General features: G+C 63.0%; 16 protein-coding genes and 1 pseudogene. 6 read left to right on the forward strand and 11 right to left on the reverse strand.

Going from position 1 to position 15,840, the window contains the following annotated elements; translation table 11 throughout:
* Positions 1 to 10: 10 nt before the first annotated feature.
* From Q4G20_RS12155 to purC, 3 genes are all read right to left on the reverse strand, one after another.
* Complete coding sequence (locus Q4G20_RS12155) at positions 11 to 805, reverse strand: ABC transporter ATP-binding protein (RefSeq protein WP_303343725.1); 795 nt, start codon at positions 803 to 805, stop codon at positions 11 to 13.
* Between the two features lie 82 nt (positions 806 to 887).
* Positions 888 to 1,127, reverse strand: coding sequence for a phosphoribosylformylglycinamidine synthase subunit PurS (gene purS / locus Q4G20_RS12160; RefSeq protein WP_303343726.1), 240 nt, complete (start codon positions 1,125 to 1,127; stop codon positions 888 to 890).
* Positions 1,128 to 1,136: 9 nt separating this feature from the next.
* A complete protein-coding gene (gene purC / locus Q4G20_RS12165) occupies positions 1,137 to 1,898 on the reverse strand; it encodes a phosphoribosylaminoimidazolesuccinocarboxamide synthase (RefSeq protein WP_303343727.1) in 762 nt (253 codons plus the stop codon).
* A gap of 126 nt (positions 1,899 to 2,024) precedes the next feature.
* Here purC and Q4G20_RS12170 point away from each other — a divergent pair, with 126 nt between their 5' ends.
* Positions 2,025 to 2,342 (forward strand): DUF1476 domain-containing protein, encoded by a 318-nt coding sequence (locus Q4G20_RS12170; protein WP_303343728.1) that lies wholly within the window; start codon positions 2,025 to 2,027, stop codon positions 2,340 to 2,342.
* Positions 2,343 to 2,531: 189 nt separating this feature from the next.
* On the opposite strand, the gene ruvB is transcribed toward Q4G20_RS12170, so the two are convergent.
* Genes ruvB through dnaE form a run of 5 tightly spaced genes read right to left on the reverse strand, consistent with a single transcriptional unit; the run spans position 2,532 to position 9,068 of the window.
* Positions 2,532 to 3,557 carry a Holliday junction branch migration DNA helicase RuvB gene (gene ruvB / locus Q4G20_RS12175; protein WP_303343729.1) on the reverse strand — a complete coding sequence of 342 codons (1,026 nt, stop codon included), beginning with the start codon at positions 3,555 to 3,557 and terminating at the stop codon, positions 2,532 to 2,534.
* Positions 3,554 to 4,387 (reverse strand): zinc metalloprotease HtpX, encoded by an 834-nt coding sequence (htpX, locus tag Q4G20_RS12180; protein WP_303343730.1) that lies wholly within the window; start codon positions 4,385 to 4,387, stop codon positions 3,554 to 3,556. The genes ruvB and htpX overlap by 4 nt, the downstream gene beginning before the upstream one ends.
* Positions 4,388 to 4,397: 10 nt before the next feature.
* Positions 4,398 to 5,057, reverse strand: a complete 660-nt coding sequence (gene ruvA, locus Q4G20_RS12185; RefSeq protein WP_303343731.1) for a Holliday junction branch migration protein RuvA — start codon at positions 5,055 to 5,057, stop codon at positions 4,398 to 4,400.
* Positions 5,054 to 5,551, reverse strand: a complete 498-nt coding sequence (gene ruvC, locus Q4G20_RS12190; protein WP_303343732.1) for a crossover junction endodeoxyribonuclease RuvC — start codon at positions 5,549 to 5,551, stop codon at positions 5,054 to 5,056. The genes ruvA and ruvC overlap by 4 nt, the downstream gene beginning before the upstream one ends.
* Before the next feature lie 52 nt (positions 5,552 to 5,603).
* Positions 5,604 to 9,068, reverse strand: a complete 3,465-nt coding sequence (gene dnaE, locus Q4G20_RS12195) for a DNA polymerase III subunit alpha (protein ID WP_303343733.1) — start codon at positions 9,066 to 9,068, stop codon at positions 5,604 to 5,606.
* 116 nt (positions 9,069 to 9,184) lie between these two features.
* On the opposite strand from dnaE, the gene Q4G20_RS12200 reads away from it, so the two are divergent.
* The 5 genes from Q4G20_RS12200 to Q4G20_RS12220 are packed head-to-tail and all read left to right on the forward strand — an operon-like array spanning position 9,185 to position 14,208.
* Complete coding sequence (locus Q4G20_RS12200; RefSeq protein WP_303343734.1) at positions 9,185 to 9,646, forward strand: GNAT family N-acetyltransferase; 462 nt, start codon at positions 9,185 to 9,187, stop codon at positions 9,644 to 9,646.
* Complete coding sequence (locus tag Q4G20_RS12205) at positions 9,643 to 11,157, forward strand: ABC transporter ATP-binding protein (RefSeq protein WP_303343735.1); 1,515 nt, start codon at positions 9,643 to 9,645, stop codon at positions 11,155 to 11,157. Before Q4G20_RS12200 ends, Q4G20_RS12205 begins: the two co-directional genes overlap by 4 nt.
* A complete protein-coding gene (locus tag Q4G20_RS12210; RefSeq protein WP_303343736.1) occupies positions 11,154 to 12,227 on the forward strand; it encodes an ABC transporter permease in 1,074 nt (357 codons plus the stop codon). Before Q4G20_RS12205 ends, Q4G20_RS12210 begins: the two co-directional genes overlap by 4 nt.
* The gene (locus Q4G20_RS12215) at positions 12,224 to 13,111 is read left to right on the forward strand and encodes an ABC transporter permease (RefSeq protein ID WP_303343737.1); all 888 of its coding nucleotides are present in this window, start codon (positions 12,224 to 12,226) and stop codon (positions 13,109 to 13,111) included. The genes Q4G20_RS12210 and Q4G20_RS12215 overlap by 4 nt, the downstream gene beginning before the upstream one ends.
* Before the next feature lie 23 nt (positions 13,112 to 13,134).
* The gene (locus tag Q4G20_RS12220) at positions 13,135 to 14,208 is read left to right on the forward strand and encodes a BMP family ABC transporter substrate-binding protein (RefSeq protein ID WP_303343738.1); all 1,074 of its coding nucleotides are present in this window, start codon (positions 13,135 to 13,137) and stop codon (positions 14,206 to 14,208) included.
* Between the two features lie 173 nt (positions 14,209 to 14,381).
* Here the strand turns inward: Q4G20_RS12220 and Q4G20_RS13640 are convergent, their stop codons facing one another.
* The 3 genes and pseudogenes from Q4G20_RS13640 to Q4G20_RS12235 form a co-directional block, all read right to left on the reverse strand.
* Positions 14,382 to 14,564, reverse strand: coding sequence for a transglycosylase domain-containing protein (locus Q4G20_RS13640; RefSeq protein ID WP_368660801.1), 183 nt, complete (start codon positions 14,562 to 14,564; stop codon positions 14,382 to 14,384).
* A 262-nt stretch (positions 14,565 to 14,826) separates the two neighbouring features.
* Entirely contained in the window at positions 14,827 to 15,291 is a 465-nt protein-coding gene (locus Q4G20_RS12230) for a hypothetical protein (RefSeq protein ID WP_303343740.1), read from the reverse strand.
* 244 nt (positions 15,292 to 15,535) lie between these two features.
* Positions 15,536 to 15,840: pseudogene (locus Q4G20_RS12235) on the reverse strand (argininosuccinate synthase domain-containing protein); the annotation flags it as partial.

Here is a 15,840-nt window from a genome sequence, read left to right on the forward strand (position 1 = left end):
TCCTGTTGGTTCATATGGCCATTGTGGCGCTGAGGAATTGGCGCAAACGGTCGGTTTGCGGATTCCCAAACAACTGATCCGGGGGGCCTTCCTCGCAGATCACGCCCTGATGCAGGAACACCACATGATCGCTGACATCAGCGGCCAGCCGCATGTCATGCGTCACCAGAATCATGGTGCGGTGTTCGGCGGCAAGGTCTTTGATGACCTTGACCACCTCTTGTTGCAATTCGGGGTCCAAAGCACTGGTGGGTTCGTCAAACAGCAGGGCGCGCGGCTGCATACACAAGGCGCGCGCAATCGCGGCGCGCTGTTGCTGACCGCCCGACAATTGCGCGGGCCACGCATCGGCCTTGTCCCCGATCCCGACCTTAGCCAGCAAGGCGCGGGCGCGGGGTTCGACCTCGGCCGGTTTTTGACCCAAGACGGTGACGGGCGCCTCCATCACGTTTTGCAGGATGGTCATATGCGCCCACAGGTTAAACTGTTGAAACACCATCGACAAATTGGTGCGCAGACGCGTGACCTGCGCCCGGTCGGCCGGAACGCGCGCCAGCCCCTGCCCCCGCCAGCGAACGGGTTCGCCGTCAAACAAAATCTCACCCTGTTGGCTGTGTTCCAACAGGTTGCAGCAGCGCAGCAGCGTGGATTTGCCCGATCCCGACGACCCGATCAGGCTGATGACATGGCCGCGCGGGGCGGTCAGGGACACGCCCTTTAACACCTCAAGCTGGCCATAGGATTTGTGCAGTCCGGTGATCTGAATCACCGGGGTGTCGGGGGTATGCGCGTTCTGGTTCATCATCCGCGCATTGGGCGATAATCGCGCAAGATTTGCAACGGGTGAAGTGTGGCAGGGCGCGAAAAATGTCGCGCCCCGGCCAAAATCATTCGATTTCGATCGAATATTTTTCGATCACGGTATTGGCCAGCAGACCTTCGCACATGCGCGCGACCTCGGCCCGGGCGGCGTCGGCGTCGGTGGCGGCCAGATCCAGTTCGATCAGCTTGCCCTGACGAACGCCGGTGACGCCCTGATGACCCAGACCGGACAGCGCGTGGCGGATCGCCTCGCCCTGCGGGTCCAGAACGCCGTCTTTCAGCATGATGGTAACACGGGCTTTCATGGCAAATCCTTAGTTAATCGCGGTGGGTTTCAGGCTGGTGGTGTTGGCGGGCATCAGGCCCAGACGGCGCGCAACTTCGGTATAGGCGTCGGTCAGATTGCCCAGATCCCGGCGGAACACGTCTTTGTCCAGTTTCTGCCCGGTTTTGACATCCCACAACCGGCAGGAATCGGGGCTGATTTCATCGGCCACGATCAGACGCATGAAATCATTATCCCAAACGCGACCGATTTCGATTTTGAAATCAATCAGCTTGATCCCCACGCCATAGAACACGCCCGACAGGAAATCATTCACCCGCAGCGCCAACGACACAATATCGTCCAGATCCTGCTGCGTGGCCCAGCCGAATGCGATGATGTATTCTTCGGACACCATCGGATCGCCCAGTTCGTCGTTTTTGAAGCTGTATTCAACGATGGGACGCGGCAACAGGGTGCCTTCTTCCAGCCCCAGACGCTTGGACAGCGACCCGGCGGCGAAATTGCGCACGATCACCTCAAGCGGGACGATTTCCACCTGACGGATCAGCTGTTCGCGCATATTGATGCGGCGAATGAAATGGTTCGGCACGCCAATATTCGTCAGCCCGGTCATGAAATATTCCGACAGGCGGTTGTTCAGCACGCCCTTGCCTTCGATGGTGGCTTTTTTCTGGGCGTTAAAGGCGGTCGCGTCGTCTTTGAAATACTGGATCAGGGTTCCCGGCTCGGTGCCTTCATACAGGATTTTTGCTTTGCCTTCGTAGATTTTCTTGCGGCGCGGAGCCATGGCCGGAATCCTTTCGCATGTCGCTGATGTTGCGGCATATCGCGAAATGCCCCCGATGGGCAATAAGGGTTGCGACATGGCCGCGCTTTCGGCATATCCATAGCAACCGAAAAACCGGAGGTCACCATGTCCACCTTTGACGATCGCGAACGCGCCTACGAAGCGAAATTCGCCCATGACGCCGATCTGCGCTTTAAGGCAGAGGCCCGCCGCAACCGCCTGTTGGGCGAATGGGCGGCCGAACTGCTGGGCAAAACCGGCGAAGACGCGCGCGCCTATGCCCTGTCGGTGGTCAGCGCCGATTTCGAAGAACCCGGCGAAGAAGACGTTTACCGCAAAGTCGCCGCCGATCTGGACGGCCGCGCGGACGAACGCACCATCCGCGCGAAAATGGCGGAACTGACCGATGTGGCGCGTCGTCAGGTATATGACGAAGCCGAATAACCTCGGGCCTCTGCCAGCCCTGAATCCGCGCCGCCCTACCCCGCGGCGCGGTTGCTATTTGAGTATTTAGACACAGAAGAAACACCCGCCCCGCCCCAATTCAGGCGACACGGCCCGGTTTCTTCTGTGCAAAAATACTCATTCCAACTTTGCGGTCGGCGCTATGGTCGCGGGTGCCGTGATTCGCCCCTAGCCGTCGAACAAGCCGGTCTGATCCACGCGCGGCGCTTCCAGCCCAAGATGCCGCCACGCGCGGGGGGCCAGCATCCGCCCGCGCGGGGTGCGCGCGATCAGGCCCTGTTGCAACAGATAGGGTTCGATCACCTCTTCAATCGCATCGCGGCTTTCGGACAGGGCGGCGGACAGGGTTTCCACCCCCACCGGCCCGCCGCCGTAATGGTCCGCCATCAGCGTCAGATAGCGCCGGTCGGCCCCGTCCAGCCCCAGATCATCGACGCCCAGCCGCGTCAGCGCCGCATCGGCCAGATCGCGGGTCAGGTGGCCGTCGCCTTCGACCAGGGCAAAATCGACCACGCGGCGCAGCAGGCGCCCGGCAATTCGGGGGGTGCCGCGCGCGCGGGCGGCGATTTCGCGGGTGCCGCCCGGATCCGCAGGCACGCCCATCATCCGCGCGCCGCGCTGAACGATCAGGTCCAATTCGTCCACGGTGTAAAATTCCAACCGCGTGGGGATGCCGAACCGGTCGCGCAGCGGCGTGGTCAGCAATCCCAGCCGAGTCGTCGCCCCCACCAGCGTAAAGGGTTGCAATTCAATGCGAACCGTGCGCGCCGCCGGACCTTCGCCGATGACCAGATCCAGTTCGAAATCCTCCATCGCGGGATACAGGACTTCTTCGACGGCGGGGTTCATGCGGTGAATTTCGTCGATGAACAGCACGTCGCGCGATTCCAGATTGGTCAGGATCGCGGCCAGATCACCGGCGCGGGCCAGCACGGGGCCGGATGTCATGCGGAAATTCACGCCCAATTCGCGCGCCATAATCTGCGCCAGCGTGGTTTTGCCCAGACCCGGAGGGCCAAAGAACAGCGTGTGATCCATGGCCTTGCCGCGCAGTTTCGCGCTTTCGATAAAGACGCGCAGATTGGCGCGCGCTTCGGCCTGACCGACAAATTCGGTCAGGGCCTGCGGGCGCAGGGCGCGGTCTTCGGTCTCATCCGGCAGGGGCGCGCCGCGCAGGGTGGGGTCTGGCGTCATCGGCCCGCCATGGCGCGCAGGCGCGCGATGCGTTCTTCGGTCGGGGGGTGGGTGGTGAACAGCCGATCCACCCGCATCGCGTGCAGCGGGTTAATGATGAACATCGCCGCCGATGCCGGGTTTTTTTCCGCCGGGACATTCACCGTCCGCCCCGCCAGTTGCGAAATGCGGTTCAGCGCCGATGCAAGCGCCAGAGGCTGCCCGCAAATTTCGGCGCCGGTCGCGTCGGCTTCGTATTCCCGCGCGCGCGAGATCGCCATTTGCACCATCGTCGCGGCCAGCGGTGCCAGAATCATCGCGACAATCGCGCCGATCCCCCCGCCGCGATTGTCGCGGCTGCCCGAAAACATCAGCATATTGCCCATCATCGAAATCGCCCCGGCCATCGTCGCCGTCACGGTCATGGTTAACGTGTCGCGGTGTTTGATATGGGCCAGTTCATGCGCAATCACGCCGGCGATTTCGTCGCGGTTCAGGCCGCGCATTAACCCTTGGGTCACCGCGACGGCAGCGTTTTCGGGGTTGCGCCCGGTGGCAAAGGCATTGGGCTGTTCGGTCGGCAGCAGATACAGCTTTGGCATCGGCAGGTTCGCGCGCTGCGCCAGCTCTGCGGTCATCGCATAGAGATCGCCCCCCTGCTGAGGTGACAACTCGACCGCACCCTGTTGATTCAGCATCATTTTATCGCTGTTCCACCAGGTATAAAAATTCATGCCGCCCGCGATCAGCAACGCCATCATCGCGCCGCCCGAGCCGCCCAGCATCGCGCCCAGCCCCATTAACAGCGCGGTCATCCCCGCCATTAACACAAAAACCCGCGTATTTCCCATAAACGCCCCCTTAATCCTTTGGCGCAAGCAACCGCAGCGCCGCGCGGATTAACGCGGGCGTGGGGGCATCGGGTTCCGTGGCCTGCGCCTGCGCCACGGCGGACGCCGCCTGTGACGGACCATAGCCCAGATTCGACAGCGCCGACAGGGCGTCGGCCATGGCGTTGTTGTCGGGCGCGCGGGCCGGGCTCACCGGGATCGGCGTGGGGGCGTCGCCCGTGTCGATCAGCCCGGCATCAACGGTCAGCGCGCCGCCAATCGCCATCACGGACGGCGCTTTATCCTTCAATTCCAGCACGATACGTTGCGCCAGTTTGGGGCCGACGCCGTTTGCCTTGCGCACCGTGGACCAATCGCCCAGCGCAATCGCGCGGCCCAGACCCTCGGGCCCCAGCGTTCCCAGAATCGCCAGCGACACCTTGGCCCCTACGCCCTGAACGCTGGTCAACAGCCGGTGCCATTCCTTTTCCAGCATGGTGGGAAAGCCGAACAGTTGCAGCAAATCTTCGCGCACGGCCAGTTCGGTGTATAACGCGACCGCCTGCCCGGCGGGGGGCAGCGCCGCCGCCGTGCGTTCGCTGACATGCACGATATAGCCCACGCCGCGCACGTCGATCAGAACATGGTCATTGGCCCGGTGCAGAATCACCCCCGCGATGCGTCCGATCATGCCGCCCCCGAAATCCGCAGATTGCGGCCCTGCAAATGGCGGGCGTGGCAGATCGCAATCGCCAATGCATCCGCCGCATCCGCGCTGTCAAACCGCACCCCGGCCAGTTGCAGCCGCACCATATGTTGCACCTGTTCCTTGGCCGCATGACCCACGCCGACAACGGTTTTTTTCACCGCATTGGGGGCGTATTCGCCGACGGGGATTCCCGCCTCGGCCGGGGCTAACAGCGCAATCCCGCGCGCCTGACCCAGTTTCAGCGTGCCGGTTGCGTCTTTGTTGACAAAGGTTTGTTCAACCGCCGCCGCATCCGGGGCGTGGGTCGCAATGACCGCGCACAGCCCGCGAAACAGCGCCGACAACCGCGCGCCCAGATCCTGCGCGCTGTCGGAATGGATCACGCCATTCGCGATATGATGCAGCCGGGGACCATCCACAGCGATGACCCCCCAGCCCATATTGCGCAAACCGGGATCAATGCCCAGAACCTTCATGCTGCCCCCTTTTTTCGCAGCATTAGCACAAAGCGCGAACAAAAACCAAGCCCTATTCCTCGGTCACGTCCAGAACGCCGGGGACGGCGCGCAGGGCCTGACGCACGGCGGTGGTCAGCGGCGCGTCGTCGGCAACCTGTATTTCGATAACCATATCATCTTGTTGCAGGCGCAGGACGATGGGGCCTTTGCTGCGTTCGGGGACGATGACCTGATCTTTGATCCGGGTCAGAACCTCGGCCACGCGGGCAATTGTGTCGTGATGTTGCAATTCCACCGACAACTGCCCCGCGCCCGCATCCGCGATCACGTCATCCAGCAGCCCCACGGTGTTGGCCAGCATTTTGACCTGATCGCCCGATGGTTCGACCTTGACCTGCAACACGACGTTTTGCCCCGGTTCCAGCATGTCGCGGCTGGCGTTCAGCAGGTCGGAAAACAGCGTGACTTCGTAAAGGCCGGTCGGGTCGGACAGGCTGACAAATGCGTATTGCGTGCCTTTGGCGGATTTGCGTTCCATCCGCGCGGCCACGGTTCCGGCGATAAAGGCGATCATCGGACCGCCCGCCGATTCCGCCGTGATTTCGGCCAGCGTCTGCACCCGTTTGCGGCGCAGCGCGGGCAGGTAATCATCCAGCGGATGCCCGGACAGGTAAAAACCGATGGCCTTATGTTCTTCGCCCAGCTTTTCGGCGGGCAACCAAATCCCGACCAAAGGCTGACGGGGGGGCGGCAAATCCTCGCCCCCGCCGAACAGCGAATTCTGCGCCGACCCCGCCTGTTCCTGCACCGCCGCGGAATAGGCGACAAGCGCGTCCAGCATTTTCAGCACCCGCGCGCGGTTGTCATCCAACAGGTCAAACGCCCCGGCCCGCGCCAGCATTTCCAGCGGGCGCTTGCCCACGCGTCGCATATCCACGCGGCGGGCAAAGTCGTTCAGATCGGTGAACGGCACGCCCCCCCGCGCGTCATGGATCAGCCGCATGGCGTCCAGACCGACGCCTTTCAGCGCGCCCAAAGCGTAATGGATGCGCCCCTGATGAACGGTGAATTTCGGCGCGGATCGGTTGACGCAGGGGGGGACAATTTCAATCCCCATGCGGTCCACCTCGCGTTTATAGACCGCCAGCTTGTCCGTCAGGTGAATATCGCAGTTCATCACCGCGGCCATAAATTCGACCGGATGGTTCGCCTTGAGCCATGCGGTTTGATACGACACCACGGCATAGGCCGCCGCGTGGGATTTGTTGAACCCGTAATTCGCGAATTTTTCCAGCAGGTCGAACACCTCGCCCGCTTTCTTTTCCGGCACGTTGTTGGCGACCGCGCCTTGCACGAATTTCGGGCGTTCCTTGGCCATTTCTTCGGCGATTTTTTTGCCCATGGCGCGGCGCAACAGGTCAGCCCCGCCCAGAGAATAGCCCGCCATGACCTGCGCAATCTGCATCACCTGTTCCTGATACACGATGATGCCCTGCGTTTCGGCAAGGATATGGTCGATGCTGGGATGGATGGATTCCAGATCGCGCAGTCCGTTCTTGACCTCGCAATAGGTCGGGATGTTTTCCATTGGACCGGGGCGATACAGGGCGACCAGCGCCACGATGTCCTCGATACAGGTCGGGCGCATCCGGCGCAGCGCGTCCATCATGCCGCTGGATTCCACCTGAAACACTGCCACCGTGCGGGCCGATGCGAACAGGTCGTAGCTGGGCTTGTCATCCAGCGGGATGGCGTTGATCTGATTTTCCGCGCCCTCGGGCGGGTCATACAGGCGGCGGCCATCGGCGGCGATATGCAGCGCCCGGCCACCGCCGTTAATCAGATCGACGGCGTTTTGAATGACGGTCAGGGTTTTCAGGCCCAGAAAGTCGAATTTGACCAGCCCGGCCTGTTCAACCCATTTCATATTGAACTGAGTCGCCGGCATATCCGATGCCGGATCGCGATACAGCGGCACCAGCTGATCCAGCGGGCGGTCGCCAATCACCACCCCGGCGGCATGGGTGGATGCGTTGCGATACAGACCCTCAAGCTGTTCGGCGTAATCCAGCAGGCGGGCGACGACTTCTTCGCGGGCGGCTTCGCGCAGGCGGGGTTCGTCGGCGCGGGCCTTGGTGATGCTGACGGGTTTCACCCCCTCGACCGGGATCATCTTGGACAGGCGATCCACCTGACCGAAGGGCATCTGCAACACCCGGCCCACATCGCGCACGGCGGCCTTGGACAGCAGCGCGCCAAAGGTGATGATCTGCCCGACCTTATCCGCGCCGTATTTGTCCTGAACGTAACGGATCACCTCTTCCCGGCGATCCATGCAAAAATCGATGTCGAAATCCGGCATCGACACCCGTTCGGGGTTCAAAAACCGTTCAAACAGCAGGCTGTAACGCAGCGGGTCAATATCGGTGATCGTCAGCGCATAGGCGACCAGAGACCCGGCCCCCGACCCCCGCCCCGGCCCCACCGGGATGTCGTGATCCTTGGCCCATTTGATGAAGTCCGCCACGATCAGGAAATAGCCCGGAAAGCCCATCTGGACGATAATATCCAGTTCAAATTCCAGCCGTTTTTCGTATTCCTCGACGCTGACGGCATGGGGGATCACGGCCAGACGATCGGCCAGACCGGCGCGGGCCTGACGGCGCAGTTCGTCCACCTCATCATCGGCAAATTTGGGCAGGATGGGTTTGTGTTTGCTGACCGCGAATGCGCAACGGCGGGCGATTTCAACGGTGTTGTCAATCGCTTCGGGCAGGTCGGCGAACAGAACGATCATGTCCTGTTCGGATTTGAAATAATGTTCCGGCGTCAGGCGACGGCGCGGCTGCGGCTGATCGACATAGGCTTTGTCCGCGATGCAAATCAGGGCGTCATGCGCCTCATACATGGATGGTTTGGGGAAATAGACGTCATTCGTGGCGACCAGAGGCAGTTCTTTGGCATAGGCCAGATCAATCAGCCCGCCTTCGGAGGCCGCTTCCGCCGCCATCAGCGCGCCGTTTTCGTCATGGTGGCGCTGCAATTCGATATACAGGCGCGTGGGGAACATCGCGGCCAGCCGGTCGGCCAGCGACGCCGCCGCATCGGCCCGCCCCTGCGCGATCAACACCCCCAACGGCCCAAGCGCGCCCCCGGTCAGGCAGATCAGCCCGTCGCTGCGTTCCGCCAATTCGTCCAGCGTCACATGCGGCAGCGATCCGTCGCTGCGCAGATACAAACACGACGACAGCGCCATCAGGTTCAGCCACCCCGCCTGATTCTGCGCCAGCAGCACCACCGGCCCGGTGGCATCGGCCTGCAAGGTGACCTGACATCCGATAATGGGCTGCACGCCCTTATCCATTGATTTCACGCTGAATTCCAACGCGGCAAACATCGCGTTGGTATCGGTCAGGGCCACGGCGGGCATCCCGGCTTCGGCGGCCAAGGCGGGCAGTTTGCCAACGGGAATCGCACCTTCCAGCAAGGAATGTTCGGAATGGGTGCGCAGGTGAATGAATCGGGGGGCTGTCATTGGCACAGTTTGCCCGCCCCTGTTCCTAAGTTCAATTGCCCCCAGTGACGGTTCCGCGTAAAGGGTGCAGACCGCTGAAATTTTTACGGGCCACCCGCCCCCGCATGAGGCACGACATGGGCGTCACAATTCGCGATTTGCACCCCACAGACCGCGCCGCATGGGGCGGGCTGTATCGCGGCTATCACGAATTTTATGACCGCGCCGACCTGCCGGGGACGTTTTTCGACGCCTGTTTTGACCGCCTGATCGCGCGGAAAGACGCTGATTTTCGTGGGCTGGTCGCGGATCGGGGGGGCGAACTGGTCGGGCTGGTGCATTTCGTGTTCCACCCCAATCTGTGGCGCCCCGAAGGCGTCTGTTACCTGCAAGACCTGTTCACCGCCCCCGCCGCGCGCGGTCAGGGCGTGGGCGCGGCGCTGATTCGCGCCACCTATGACGCGGCGGACGCGGCCGGGGTGCCGTCCGTTTACTGGATGACGGCGGAAAACAATTATGCGGGGCGGATGCTCTATGACCGGGTGGGCGTGAAAACGCCGTTCATCCGATACAACCGCCCGGCGGGGGAAGCGCGATGACCCCGATTTTTCAGGCCCTGCGGCTGGGCAAATCCTATCCCGGCGTGCGCGCCAATGACGACGTGTCGTTCAACGTGGCGCGGGGGGAAATTCACGCACTGCTGGGCGAAAACGGCGCGGGGAAATCGACGCTGGTTAAGATGATCTATGGACTGGTGCGGCCCGATCAGGGGCATATGATGCTGGGCGGCGCGCTGCACGCGCCATCCGATCCGCGCGCCGCCCGCGCCGCAGGCGTCGCCATGGTGTTTCAGCACTTTTCCCTGTTTGACGCGATGACGGTGGCGGAAAACATCGCGCTTGGGCTGGAAAACCCGCCCGCAAGGCGCGCCTTGGCGGCGCAGATCAGCCGGGTCAGCCATGACTTTGGCCTGCCTCTGAACCCCGCGCGGCGCATCGTCACCCTGTCCGCCGGCGAACGCCAACGGGTCGAGATCATCCGCTGTCTGCTGCAAAACCCGCGCCTGCTGATCATGGACGAACCCACCAGCGTTCTGACCCCGCAAGAGGCCGACCTGCTGTTCGCCACCCTGCGCAAGCTGGCCGATCAGGGAACATCCATCCTGTATATCAGCCACAAACTGGACGAAATCCGCAGCCATTGCGACCGCGCCACGATCCTGCGCCATGGCCGCGTGGTGGCCAGTTGCGACCCCCGCACCCATTCCGCGCGCGACTTGGCGGCGCTGATGGTGGGCGGCGATATGCCGGTGGTGGATCGGTCAGGGCGCGTGGCGGGCGATCCGGTGCTGACCGTCACCGCCCTGTCGCAACCCGCCCCGACCGCCGAAGGCATGGCCCTGCGCGACATATCCCTGACCCTGCGCGCGGGCGAGATTTTGGGCATCGGCGGCGTCGCGGGCAATGGTCAGGATGAATTGCTGGCCGCGCTGTCGGGCGAAACGCGCAGCGACCCCGGTGTGATCACGCTGAACGGCGCGGATTTGGGCGCGCTCGGCCCCCGCCGCCGCCGCGCCGCCGGTCTGCACACCGCCCCCGAAGATCGTCTGGGCCACGCCGCCGTTCCCGATTTCAGCCTGACCGAAAACACGCTGCTGACCGCCGCCCCGCGTCAGGGGCTGATCCGAGGCGGGATGATCGACCGCGCCGCCGCGCGCCGCTTTGCCGAAACCATCATCACCGAATTTGACGTGCGCACCCCCGGCCCCGATGCCCATGCCCGCGCGCTGTCCGGGGGCAATCTGCAAAAATTCGTCATCGGCCGCGAAGTGTTGCAGGCCCCCCGCGTGCTGGTCGTGAACCAGCCGACTTGGGGCGTCGATGCGGGTGCTGCTGCGGCGGTGCGGCAATCGCTGCTGGATTTGGCGGCCAAGGGCGCGGGCGTCATCGTCATCAGTCAGGATCTGGATGAATTGATTGAACTCTCTGACCGTTTTTGCGCCCTGAACGATGGCCGCTTGTCCGAACCCCAACCCACGCCGGGGCTGACGCTGGATCAGATCGGGCTGATGCTGGGCGGCGCCGAGGCCCGCGAAGGAACGCCGCTATGATCCGCCTGATCCCCCGCACCGACACGCCGCTGATCTGGCAAATCGCCACGCCCATTCTGGCGGTGCTGGCCACGATGCTGACGGGCGGGCTGTTGTTCGCGCTGATGGGCTTTGACCCCGTGGCCGCGATCCGCACGATTTTCTGGGATCCGCTGTTCGGCCCCGCCGCCAGCTATTCCCGCCCGCAATTGCTGGTCAAAGCCGCACCGCTGATCCTGATCGCCTCCGGTCTGGCGGTCGGGTTCCGCGCCGGCATCTGGAACATCGGGGCCGAGGGGCAATACATCATCGGCGGCATCTGCGGCGCGGGCGTGGCCTTGGCGGCCTATCCGTCGGCGGGGATGTGGATTTTCCCCGCCATGGTGCTGGCCGGAGCGGTCGGCGGCTGGGCCTGGGGCATGATCCCCGCGATGCTGCGCAACTGGTTCGGCGCGTCGGAAATTCTGGTGTCGCTGATGCTGGTCTATGTCGCGCAGCGGGTGGCGGCGTGGATGGCGTTCGGCCCGATGCGCAACCCCGAAGGGTTCGGCTTTCCCGGTTCGCGCAATTTGCAGCAATACCCGCCCGCCGCCAATCCCGAACTGATCGCTGGCACCGGCGCGCATTGGGGCGTCGTGGCGGCGGCTCTGGCGGTTCTGGCGACATGGGTTTTGATGTCGCGCCATATTCGCGGCTTTCACATCCGCACCGCAGGCATCGCGCCCCGCGCCGCGCGCTTCGCCGGGGTCCGCCCCGCAACGCTGGTCGCGTTCTGTCTGGGCCTGTCGGGCGCGCTTGCGGGCCTTGCCGGTCTGTTCGAGGTCGCAGGCCCCGCCGGTCAGATCACCGATAAATTCGGCGTGGGTTACGGGTTCACGGCGATCATCGTGGCCTTTCTGGGGCGGCTGCATCCGGCGGGGATTCTGCTGGCGGGGCTGCTGCTGGCGCTGACCTATATCGGGGGGGAACTGGCGCAGCTGATGCTGTCCCTGCCCGCCGCCACCGTGCAGGTGTTCCAAGGGATGCTGCTGTTTTTCCTGCTGGGGTTTGACCTGCTGACCCGGTATCGCATTGAATGGGGCGCGAAATGATCGACCCGGTTTCTGTCTTTCTGCTGCTGTTGGCCGCTGCGACCCCCATTCTGTTCGCCGCATTGGGCGAATTGGTGGTCGAACGCGCGGGCGTCCTCAATCTGGGGGTCGAAGGCATGATGATCACCGGCGCGCTTGCCGGTTTCGCCACAGCCTACGCCACCGGAAACCCGTTTCTGGGCTTTGCCGCCGCCGCAATCGCCGGGGCCGCGCTGTCGCTGCTGTTTGCGCTGCTGACTCAGGTGTTTCTGGCCAATCAGGTGGCATCCGGGCTGGCGCTGACGCTGTTTGGTCTGGGCGCCGCCGCCATGTTCGGCAAACCCTTCGAAGGCGTCAAGGCCCCGTCGATGCCCGCAGGCCCCGGCGGCGTGAACTGGATCGTCTGGCTGGGCCTGATCGCGGTGCCGCTGATCTGGTGGTTCCTGAACCGCAGCCGCGCCGGTCTGATCCTGCGCGCCGTGGGCGAAAACCACGACGCGGCGCACGCCTTGGGCTATCACGTCGGGCGGGTGCGGCTGGCCGCGATTGCGTTTGGCGGTGCCATGGCCGGGATCGGCGGCGCGTTCATTTCCATCGCCACCGTCCTGCAATGGACCGAGGGCATGACCGCAGGCGCGGGCTGGATCGCGCTTGCCATCGTGGTGTTTTCCAACTGGTCCGCGGTCGGCGTTCTGGCCGGGGCGTGGCTGTTCGGCGGCGTCACGGTGCTGCAATTGCGGCTGCAAGCGGCGGGCGTCAATGCGCCGGTGCAATTGCTGTCGATGGCCCCCTATCTGGCGACGATCATCGTTCTGGTGCTGATGTCCGCACGCCAGACATTCAGCCGCCGCGCCGGCGGTGCCGCGCCCGGTTCGCTGGGCCAGAATTTCCACGCGCTGCATTAGCGCCGTTTTCAACAGGAGTCCCCATGAAACGCAGAACCCTGCTGGCCACCGCATCGGCCGCCCTGATCGCCCTGACCGCGCCGGTGATGGCGGATGAGCCGCTGAAGGTCGGCTTTATCTATGTCGGCCCGATTGGCGACGGCGGCTGGACCTATCAGCACGACCAAGGCCGTCTGGCGATCGAGGCCGAATATGGCGACCGCATCCAAACCAGCTATATCGAAAGCGTCCCCGAAGGCGCCGATGCCGAACGCGCCCTGATGCAATTGGCTCTGGCGGGCAACAAGATGATCTTTGCCACCAGCTTTGGGTTCATGGACGCGGTGCAGAATGTCGCCGCCCGCTTCCCCGACATCACATTTGAACACGCGACGGGCTATAAAACCGCGCCGAACGTCGCCACCTATGACGCGCGTTTCTACGAAGGCCGCGCGGTGATCGGCACCATCGCAGGCCGCATGACCGAAACGAACAAAATCGGCTATATCGGGTCGTTCCCCATCCCCGAGGTGATCCAAGGCATCAACAGCGCCTTTATCCACGCGAAAAAGGTGAACCCCGATGCGGAAATGCGCGTCGTCTGGGTCTATAGCTGGTTCGACCCCGCAAAAGAGGCCGACGCCGCCGCCGCCCTGCTGGCCGAAGGCGTGGATGTAATCATGCAGCACACCGATTCGACCGCACCCCTGGCCAAAGCGCAAGAGGCCGGCGTGATCGCATTCGGCCAGGCCAGCGACATGGCGGCCTTTGCCCCCACCCCGCGCGTGGCGTCGATCATCGACGACTGGTCGCCCTATTATATCAAACGCGTGGGTCAGGTGCTGGACGGCACATGGGAAAGCGGCAGCAGCTGGGCCGGCATCGGCGACGGCGAAGTCGTCATCGGTGACATCACCGACGCCGTTCCTGCGGATGTAAAGGCCGAAGCCCTCGCCCTGCGCGACGCCATCGGTGCGGGCGAATACCACCCCTTCACCGGCCCGCTGAACCGCGCCGATGGGTCAGTCTGGCTGGCGGATGGCGAAACCGCATCGGATGCGGATTTGTCCAGCATGAACTTCTATGTCGAAGGCATCACCGCGCAAATCCCGCAGTAAGATCAAAACCGCTGGGGGCTTCGCGCCCCCAGACCCCCGCGGGATATTTAAGCACAGAAGATAGGGCGGGCGTTCTTTATCTTCTGTGCAAAAATATCCTGCGGGGGGAATCGCAGAATGCGATGGGGGGCGCAAAGCCCCCCTGCGACCTGTCGCAAGGGGGCACCCCCTTATCACATACCACACACCCCTACGACGGCGGCGGCGGCGTCCGTGGCAGAGATGCGGTTTTGCGCCTGCATCTGCGTGATGACATGATCGCGGCGCGTTTTGGCCTGATCCGATGCGCGCAGAGGGTGAAACCGCGCGGGTGCCGGTGGCAGCGCCGCCAGCAGCGCCGCATTGGCCAGCGTCAGATCGTCAACGAGCTTGCCAAACTACGCCTGCGCTGCGTCGGATACACCAAAACAGCCCTGCCCCAGAAACACGCCATTCACATACCAATCTGCGATCTGATCATGCGTCAGCGCCGCACCGATGGCCCATGCGACGCCCCGGCGGATACCGGCGGCTGATGTCCCGCGTCAGGGATGATCGGCCAGGCGGTCCCGATGGCCGCATAATTCGCAGCGGATATGACGCGGCCAGATAAGCGCGCATAGCAAGGCTATGGCGCGGTCAAGCCGTATAGCCCATTGCGCCAAGAGCAAGGCCAGCAAAAACGGCAGAAAGGCTAGCCTCGGCCACGCCGAAGCCTGCGAAATGATGGCCAATGAGGTAAACGAATACCGAGCAGCCCACTCGGACCATAAACGGCACCGCGCGGAAGCTCCATCCGTGACCAAAGTTCCACCGCATTTTCAAATGATGCATAAACCAACCAAACAAAGCAATGCCGACAGTGAATCCAACGTAGATCGAGGCGCTGTTGCCAGAGGATACACTGGCATACGGGGAAGATCCGGTGCCGCCGACGATCAAAAAAACCGCCGCAACACCAACAAAGAAGCCCGCCTGAATCCGTATTGTGGTTTCGGATGCAATGAAGCGTCCCAGCCAAAGAAGCGCATAGACATACATGATGACGAAGGCAGCCCGGAAAACGAAACGGATGTCGAGCGAGTTGAGCAAGTCCCACAGCATATTTTTCTCCTTCTGTCACATGATGCTTAGTGACGCGAAACAGAATGACACTGTCAACCAAAGATTGATTGGTGCCTCGCGCGAATTATACCACAGCCCCGTCGTGATGGCGGGTTCGGGGCCGCACCAGTGGCGGCCTGCGCGTTGCACTTTACCTGCGCGGCGTGCATCTCGGACTGCGTGGGTTTGGGCATTGGAATCGAACGCCCAACGAAAAAGCCCCGCCAGTGGCGGGGCCGTTCCATCACTTCACCCGTGCATTCCGGTTTGCGACCAGTTTCAGGCGCAGGGCGTTTAACCGAATAAAGCCCGCTGCGTCTTTTTGATCGTAGGCGCCGGCGTCGTCTTCAAACGTCACATGCGCTTCGGAATACAGCGAATGATCCGACCAGCGGCCAACACAGGTCACGCTGCCTTTATACAGTTTCAGGCGCACGGTGCCGGTGACGTGTTCCTGCGATTTGTCGATCAGGGCTTGCAGCATTTCGCGTTCAGGGCTGAACCAGAAGCCGTTATAGATCAGTTCGGCGTAACGCGGCATGATGCTGT

It is taken from the genome of Paracoccus sp. (in: a-proteobacteria) (assembly GCF_030538495.1).
Lineage (GTDB): Bacteria > Pseudomonadota > Alphaproteobacteria > Rhodobacterales > Rhodobacteraceae > Paracoccus.

Excerpts from the sequence above, each read along its gene's own strand:
- Q4G20_RS12155 (WP_303343725.1), bottom strand. The coding sequence starts at position 805 with ATGATGAACCAGAACGCGCATACCCCCGACACCCCGGTGATTCAGATC.
- purS (WP_303343726.1), bottom strand. The coding sequence starts at position 1,127 with ATGAAAGCCCGTGTTACCATCATGCTGAAAGACGGCGTTCTGGACCCG.
- purC (WP_303343727.1), bottom strand. The coding sequence starts at position 1,898 with ATGGCTCCGCGCCGCAAGAAAATCTACGAAGGCAAAGCAAAAATCCTG.
- Q4G20_RS12170 (WP_303343728.1), top strand. The coding sequence starts at position 2,025 with ATGTCCACCTTTGACGATCGCGAACGCGCCTACGAAGCGAAATTCGCC.
- ruvB (WP_303343729.1), bottom strand. The coding sequence starts at position 3,557 with ATGACGCCAGACCCCACCCTGCGCGGCGCGCCCCTGCCGGATGAGACC.
- htpX (WP_303343730.1), bottom strand. The coding sequence starts at position 4,387 with ATGGGAAATACGCGGGTTTTTGTGTTAATGGCGGGGATGACCGCGCTG.
- ruvA (WP_303343731.1), bottom strand. The coding sequence starts at position 5,057 with ATGATCGGACGCATCGCGGGGGTGATTCTGCACCGGGCCAATGACCAT.
- ruvC (WP_303343732.1), bottom strand. The coding sequence starts at position 5,551 with ATGAAGGTTCTGGGCATTGATCCCGGTTTGCGCAATATGGGCTGGGGG.
- dnaE (WP_303343733.1), bottom strand. The coding sequence starts at position 9,068 with ATGACAGCCCCCCGATTCATTCACCTGCGCACCCATTCCGAACATTCC.
- Q4G20_RS12200 (WP_303343734.1), top strand. The coding sequence starts at position 9,185 with ATGGGCGTCACAATTCGCGATTTGCACCCCACAGACCGCGCCGCATGG.
- Q4G20_RS12205 (WP_303343735.1), top strand. The coding sequence starts at position 9,643 with ATGACCCCGATTTTTCAGGCCCTGCGGCTGGGCAAATCCTATCCCGGC.
- Q4G20_RS12210 (WP_303343736.1), top strand. The coding sequence starts at position 11,154 with ATGATCCGCCTGATCCCCCGCACCGACACGCCGCTGATCTGGCAAATC.
- Q4G20_RS12215 (WP_303343737.1), top strand. The coding sequence starts at position 12,224 with ATGATCGACCCGGTTTCTGTCTTTCTGCTGCTGTTGGCCGCTGCGACC.
- Q4G20_RS12220 (WP_303343738.1), top strand. The coding sequence starts at position 13,135 with ATGAAACGCAGAACCCTGCTGGCCACCGCATCGGCCGCCCTGATCGCC.
- Q4G20_RS12230 (WP_303343740.1), bottom strand. The coding sequence starts at position 15,291 with ATGCTGTGGGACTTGCTCAACTCGCTCGACATCCGTTTCGTTTTCCGG.